Below are 6,499 nucleotides of genomic sequence, written 5' to 3'. Positions count from 1 at the left end.
CAGGAAAATGGAGCCTGCGACTACCCTGCGCGGCCCAAGGCTGGCACGCCTCGTGGGGTCGCCTCAGCTCGAACGTTATACGGCAAGAAGACCATGAGTCAGCGGGAAACATGCTACATGTGCAACGCGATCGCGACGTCGCGGGAACACGCCCCGCCGTCGTGCTTCTTTCCATCGGTCGACGACGTCGGGATAGACCTACGCAAGAATCTAGTGACAGTTCCTGCGTGCGATGACCACAATTCGCGGAAATCGAAGGACGACGAGTTCTTCCGTGCAGTCATCGTGATGACCGCGGCCCAACACAGCGAGATAGGTCGAGTTCAGTTCTTCGGAAAGTTCATCCGCGCCGTCCGAAGGACGCCGCACGCTTATCGCTCGTTCTTTGAAGATCATGGCACGCTTGCCGGCCGTACTCAGCACGCGAGTCGGATTGATCGCACGCGCTTCGACGCATGCGTAGATCATTTGGCTAGAGCGCTCTTCTTTCATACCTACGGAACAAAGTGGGTCTTTCCGATCGCGATCACTTCTCCAAACTTCTATTCTGGCGTGGCCAACGATGCGATCGTTCCGCACTTACCCACGGAGCAAGCAGTGGCCATGACGCGCCGCGTGCTCGGGTCGCAAGCGGTGCTCGGCGACAACCCTGACGTATTTAAGTACCGCCTTCGTTACGAGCCGAGCGAGGATGCCTTTGCGTTTGCCGCAATCTTCTACGATGTATTCGAAGTATTTTCGTACTCATCCAGAGAGTTGTCGCAGGTTGCCGTATAACAAGCAGTTATGCGTGACGAGTCTGGTGCCTACTATCAATGAACTTCGACTGGGATTCGAAGAAAGCGCACAGCAACTTCCGGAAGCACAGAGTCTCATTCGATGAAGCGGCCACCGTTTTCCTCGACGCGCACGCCGTGTCAGGTCCTGACCCGGACCATTCTGTCGCCGAAGAGCGGTATATTACGTTCGGTCACTCACGGCTCGGCCGGTTGCTTGCCGTCTGCCACACATACCGGCCTGGAACAATTCGAATCATCAGTGCGCGTCGCGTGACGCGAGGTGAAAGGAAGATTTATGAAGAAGGCTAAAGACGAGATGAGGCGCGAGTACAAGCGGACGGATTTTGCGAAGCTTGAACGTGGAAAGTTCTACGCTGAGGTGGCGAAAGGCACATCCGTCGCGCTGCTCGAGCCGTCGATTGCCAAGGCGTTCCCAACCTCGCGCGCGGTGAACGATGCCTTGGCGGGACTCTTGGAACTAACCAAGAAGACGTCACGCATAACACGTCGCTCAACGCGGACGCGTGCAAAGGCGCGCGCCGGTTAGCTTTGCGTTAAACGTCTACTTCTTTGACTCCCTGCGTCCGCTTTCGGCAATCGTGAGCTTCTGCTTCGGGTCGAGGACGGTCACGCCGGGGTGTAGCGATTTGATCAGGCGGTATCGGACAAGACATTCACCCTTCACCTCACCTTCCTCTCAGGAACAACCGGTCCAGTTCGGCGAGGGTGATCTGCCGCCAGGTGGGACGGCCGTGATTGCACTGCGCGGAGCGCTCGGTCGCCTCCATCTCGCGCAGGAGGGCGTTCATCTCGGGCAGCGTTAGGCTGCGGTTCGCGCGCACGGCGCCGTGACACGCCATCGTCGCGAGGAGCTCGTTGCGGCGCTCTTCCGCCACGCGCGTGCCGCCGAACTGCCGCACCTCGCGAATGAGTTCGCGCGCGAGCGCCCCAGCGTCGGCGTCGCGCAGCGCTGCCGGCAGCTCCCGCACCGCGAGCTCCCGCGGCCCCAGCACCGCGACGTCGAAGCCGAGCGAGCGCAGCGCGTCGCCCTGTTCCTCGACCGTTGCGACCTCGAGCGGATCCGCGCTGAAGCTGACCGGCATCATGAGCGCCTGCCGGGCGATCGCTCGCTCGTCCACCGCGCGCTTCAACTTCTCGTAGAGAATGCGCTCGTGCGCTGCGTGCATGTCGACGATGACGAGGCCGGCCTCGTTCTGCGCCAGGATGTAGATGCCGAGCAACTGGCCAATGGCGTAGCCGAGCGGCGGGGCACTGCCCGCTGTCGGCGGCGCGGTGTGCTGCTCGGGCGCGCGCGTGGACAGCATCTCGTAGAGCGCCAGCGGTTGCGCCGCCACGAGAGGGATGTGCGCCTGTTCGCCGGTTGTCGTGACAGGTCCGGCGGCTGCAAACGAGGGCAAGGGCGCACTGGCGGCGGGGGCGGCGCCTGCCGTGGTCCGCGAGAGCATGCGATGCAATGCGTGGAAGACGAACTGATGCACCGCCCGTGCTTCGCGAAAGCGCACCTCGATCTTCGTCGGGTGCACATTCACGTCCACCAGCTCGGGCTCGATTTCCACGAACAGGACGTAGCCCGGTGCGCTGGCATGGTGCAGCACGTCGGCATACGCCTCGCGCAGCGCGTGGCCGATCACCTTGTCGCGCACGAAGCGCCCGTTCACGAACAGATATTGCGCAGGGCGCCCGGCGGCCGCGGTCGGCAGCGCGATCCAGCCCGTGAGTGCCAGAACGCCCGCGCGTTCGGCTACCGGCAGCGCGTTGGCGGCGAATTCATCGCCCAGCACGGCGCGCACGCGGGCGTCACTGTCCTGCGCGGCGAGCGACCAGTTCGCACGCCCGTTGTGAACAAGCGAGAGCGCCACGTCGGGCCGCGCCAGCGCGGCGCGCAGGAAGGCTTCCTCGCAGTGCCCGCACTCGGTGGCCGCGGTGCGGAGGAACTTGCGCCGCGCCGGCGTATTGAAGTAGAGGTCACGCACTTCCACCGTCGTGCCGGGCGCGCCTGCCGCGGGCGCCGGTGCCGCGAGCGATCCGCCCGAGGCCTCGATCTGCCACGCGTGACGGTCGTCGCCGCGACGGCTCACGACGCGCACGTGCGACACCGACGCGATGCTCGCCAGCGCCTCGCCGCGAAAGCCGAAGCTCGTCACGCGTTCGAGGTCGGTGAGGTGGGAGATCTTGCTCGTCGCATGGCGTGCAAGGGCGAGCGGGAGGTCCTCGCGTGTGATGCCGGCGCCGTCGTCGCTCACGCGCAGCAGCTTCGATCCGCCCTCCGCGAGATCCACGGAGATCCTGCGGGCACCCGCGTCGAGGCTGTTCTCGATGAGCTCCTTGAGCGCGGAGGCGGGCCGCTCGACCACTTCGCCAGCGGCGATCTGGCTGATCAGGAGATCGGGGAGAACGCGGATCACGGAAGCAGGGGGCGCGACAGGCGAGCGCTCATTCTACCGCTGCATCGGAGGCGACAGCCGCCGCGTACGTGAAGGCAGCGGCGGCAGGGGGTGCGCTGGCGCGAGGAAGGACTTGTGGGTCGAGGGTGGCAGGTCGTGCCGCGACCCTCGACCGTACCTCAACCGCGGGCGATCAGCTCTTGAGCGAAGTCAGCACCTCGTCCAGCATCTTCTTCGCGTCGCCGAACAGCATGCGGTTGTTCTCCTTGTAGAAGAGCGGATTGTCGACGCCTGCGTAGCCGGAGGCCATGCTGCGCTTCATGACCACCGAGGTCTTCCCCTTCCATACCTCCAACACCGGCATGCCCGCGATGGGGCTGGTGGGGTCGTCCTGCGCCGCCGGGTTCACGATGTCGTTGGCTCCGATCACCATGGCGACATCGGTGTCCGGGAAGTCCTCGTTGATCTCGTCCATCTCGAGCACGATGTCGTAGGGCACCTTGGCTTCGGCCAGCAGCACGTTCATGTGACCCGGCATCCGGCCGGCGACGGGATGGATGCCGAAGCGCACGTTCACCCCTTTCTCGCGCAGGTACTTGGTGATCTCGAACACTGTGTGCTGGGCCTGCGCCACCGCCATGCCGTAGCCCGGCACGATGATGACGTTCTTGGCGTCGCGCAGCAGTTCGGCAGTCTCGGTCGCGCTCACCGACACGACTTCCCCGGCCGGCTGTGCGCCGCCGGCTGCGGCCGGCTTGCCGCCCTCGGTGCCGAAGCCGCCCGCGATGACCGCGACGAAATGGCGGTTCATGGCGCGGCACATGATGTACGAGAGAATCGCACCCGAGGACCCAACCAGCGCGCCGGTGACGATCAGCAGATCGTTCGACAGCATGAAACCGGTGGCCGCGGCCGCCCACCCGGAGTAGCTGTTCAGCATCGACACGACCACGGGCATGTCGGCACCGCCGATCGCCATCACCATGTGGATGCCGAAGAGCAGCGCAATCACGGTCATGACGATGAGCGGCGTCATGCCGTCCGCCACGGCGTGCGTGTTAACGAACTTCCAACCGAACCAGATGACCACCAGCAGACCGATCAGGTTGATCCAATGGCGCGCAGGCAGCAGCATCGGCTTGCCGCTGATCTTGCCCGAGAGCTTGCCGAAGGCGATGATCGAACCGGAGAACGTCACTGCGCCGATCAGGATGCCGATGTAGATCTCGATCTCGTGGATGGTCTTCTCGGCTCCGCTGAACTGCCCGGCCGCCGCCGGATCGATGTAGTTGGCATAGCCGACGAGCACCGCCGCGAGACCCACCAGGCTGTGCATCAGCGCGACCAGTTCCGGCATCTGGGTCATCTTGACGACGCGCGCCGCGTACAGCCCGATCGTCGCACCCACCACCATCGCAGCGATGATCCAGCCGTAGCCGCTTGACGTGACCTGCGGTCCGAGCAGCGTCGCCAGCACGGCGATGGTCATGCCGATCATGCCGTACAGATTGCCGCGGCGCGAGCTCTCGGGATGCGACAGCCCGCCCAGGCTCAGGATGAAGAGAATGGTCGCTCCGATGTAGGAGACGGTTGCAAGACTTGCAGACATGTTCGCCTCTCCCCTATTTGCGGAACATTTCCAGCATGCGCTGGGTGACGGCGAAGCCGCCGAACATGTTGATCGCGACGAGCGCGATGCTGATTACCGCGAGCCCGATGATCCAGCCCACGGGGCGGTCGGCGGCGTCGGCCGCGATCGGGGGAGCAACCTGCACCAGCGCACCGATGGCGATGATGCTGGAGATCGCGTTGGTGACGCTCATGAGCGGGGTGTGCAGCGCCGGCGTCACGTTCCAGATCACCATGTAGCCGATGAAGCAGGCCAGCACGAACACCGTGAAGTGGGCGAGGAACGCGGCGGGCGCGTGCGCGCCGATGAACCAGAACACCACGGCGGCGACGGCAAACACGATCGCCGTGCTCTTGCCGGATGCCGGCGCACCGCCGCCACCGTGGCCGTGCGCGGGCGACGGCGCAGCCTTGGCTGCGGCCGGCTTGGCAGCGGCCGGTGGTGGCGCGGGGAGCTTGGGCGCGGGTGGTGGCCAGGTGACGCTGCCATCCTTGATCACCGTCAGGCCGCGGATGGCGTCGTCCTCCATGTTGACGTCGATGATGCCGTCCTTGGTCTTGCAGAGTTCCTCGGTCAGGCGCAGCAGGTTGTTCGAGTACAGCGTCGACGACTGCCTGGCGAGGCGGCTCACCAGATCGGTGTAGCCGATGATGGTCACGCCGTGCCGCACCACGGCCTGGCCGGGTACGGTGAGCTCGCAGTTGCCACCCTGCTCGGCCGCCATGTCGACGATCACGCTGCCCGGCTTCATGCTCTGCACCATCTCGGCGGTGATGAGCTTGGGCGCCGGCTTGCCCGGGATCAGCGCAGTGGTGATGATGATGTCGGCGTCCTTGGCTTGCTGTGCGTACATGGCGCGCTGCGCGGCCTGGAAGCCCTCGCTCATCACCTTGGCGTAGCCGCCGCCGCCGGAGCCTTCTTCCTCGTAATCGACCTTGACGAATTCGCCGCCCAGCGACACCACCTGGTCGGCGACCTCGGCGCGCGTGTCGTTGGCGCGCACGATCGCGCCCAGGTTCGCGGCGGTGCCGATGGCGGCAAGACCGGCGACACCGGCGCCGGCGATGAACACCTTGGCCGGCGGGATCTTGCCGGCGGCGGTGACCTGGCCGTTGAAGAAGCGGCCGAAGGCATTGGCGGCCTCGATCACCGCGCGGTAGCCGCTGATGCCGGCCATCGAAGTGAGCGCGTCCATCTTCTGTGCGCGGCTCAGCATGCGCGGCAGCGAGTCCATGGCGAGCACGGTGACCTTGCGCGCCGCGAGCTGTTTCATCAGATCGGGATTCTGCGCGGGCCAGATGAAACTGATCAGGGTCTGGCCCTCGTGCATCAGGGCGACTTCCTCGGGGCTCGGTGCGCGCACCTTGAACACGAGGTCCGCCTTCGCCCACAGCGCGGCTGCTCCGGCCACCACTTCAGCGCCGGCAGCGCGGTACGTGTCATCGCTGAAATTGGCGGGGTCTCCCGCGCCGCTTTCCACCGCTACCGAGAAGCCGAGCTTCCGCAACTTCTCGACGACTTCGGGCACCGTGGCAACGCGCTTTTCGCCCGCTGCCGTTTCCTTCGGCACGCCAATGACCAGAGCCATGGCACATCCTCCCTTATTTGTGTGAATTTCCGGTTCCGGCAGCTTGCAACAGTCGCAGCGTCTGACGGACAAGAGCAGCAGCACGCCGAGAACCCGC

6 protein-coding genes are annotated in these 6,499 nt (G+C 65.1%); 3 read left to right on the top strand and 3 right to left on the bottom strand.

Going from position 1 to position 6,499, the window contains the following annotated elements:
• Positions 1 to 117: 117 nt before the first annotated feature.
• From JNK68_05585 to JNK68_05575, 3 genes are read left to right on the top strand one after another with little or no spacing between them, the layout of a single operon-like run.
• Positions 118 to 777: a hypothetical protein gene (locus tag JNK68_05585; GenBank protein MBL8539827.1), complete on the top strand. Its 660-nt coding sequence runs from the start codon at positions 118 to 120 to the stop codon at positions 775 to 777.
• Between the two features lie 38 nt (positions 778 to 815).
• Entirely contained in the window at positions 816 to 1,088 is a 273-nt protein-coding gene (locus tag JNK68_05580; protein MBL8539826.1) for a BrnT family toxin, read from the top strand.
• Positions 1,075 to 1,326, top strand: a complete 252-nt coding sequence (locus tag JNK68_05575; GenBank protein MBL8539825.1) for a hypothetical protein — start codon at positions 1,075 to 1,077, stop codon at positions 1,324 to 1,326. Before JNK68_05580 ends, JNK68_05575 begins: the two co-directional genes overlap by 14 nt.
• Before the next feature lie 139 nt (positions 1,327 to 1,465).
• On the opposite strand, the gene mutL is transcribed toward JNK68_05575, so the two are convergent.
• From mutL to JNK68_05560, 3 genes are all read right to left on the bottom strand, one after another.
• Complete coding sequence (gene mutL, locus JNK68_05570; GenBank protein ID MBL8539824.1) at positions 1,466 to 3,205, bottom strand: DNA mismatch repair endonuclease MutL; 1,740 nt, start codon at positions 3,203 to 3,205, stop codon at positions 1,466 to 1,468.
• 172 nt (positions 3,206 to 3,377) lie between these two features.
• Positions 3,378 to 4,793 (bottom strand): Re/Si-specific NAD(P)(+) transhydrogenase subunit beta, encoded by a 1,416-nt coding sequence (gene pntB, locus JNK68_05565; protein ID MBL8539823.1) that lies wholly within the window; start codon positions 4,791 to 4,793, stop codon positions 3,378 to 3,380.
• A 13-nt stretch (positions 4,794 to 4,806) separates the two neighbouring features.
• Entirely contained in the window at positions 4,807 to 6,402 is a 1,596-nt protein-coding gene (locus tag JNK68_05560) for a Re/Si-specific NAD(P)(+) transhydrogenase subunit alpha (protein ID MBL8539822.1), read from the bottom strand.
• Positions 6,403 to 6,499 lie beyond the last annotated feature (97 nt).

The organism is Betaproteobacteria bacterium (genome assembly GCA_016791345.1).
In the GTDB taxonomy this organism is placed as follows: domain Bacteria; phylum Pseudomonadota; class Gammaproteobacteria; order Burkholderiales; family JAEUMW01; genus JAEUMW01.
The sequence above is the reverse complement of the archived record's forward strand: the minus strand, read 5'-3'. Positions and strand labels throughout refer to the sequence as shown.

Bases quoted from the DNA above. Each gene is read 5' to 3' on its own strand.
- JNK68_05585 (MBL8539827.1), top strand. From the start codon at position 118: ATGTGCAACGCGATCGCGACGTCGCGGGAACACGCCCCGCCGTCGTGC.
- JNK68_05580 (MBL8539826.1), top strand. From the start codon at position 816: ATGAACTTCGACTGGGATTCGAAGAAAGCGCACAGCAACTTCCGGAAG.
- JNK68_05575 (MBL8539825.1), top strand. From the start codon at position 1,075: ATGAAGAAGGCTAAAGACGAGATGAGGCGCGAGTACAAGCGGACGGAT.
- pntB (MBL8539823.1), bottom strand. From the start codon at position 4,793: ATGTCTGCAAGTCTTGCAACCGTCTCCTACATCGGAGCGACCATTCTC.
- JNK68_05560 (MBL8539822.1), bottom strand. From the start codon at position 6,402: ATGGCTCTGGTCATTGGCGTGCCGAAGGAAACGGCAGCGGGCGAAAAG.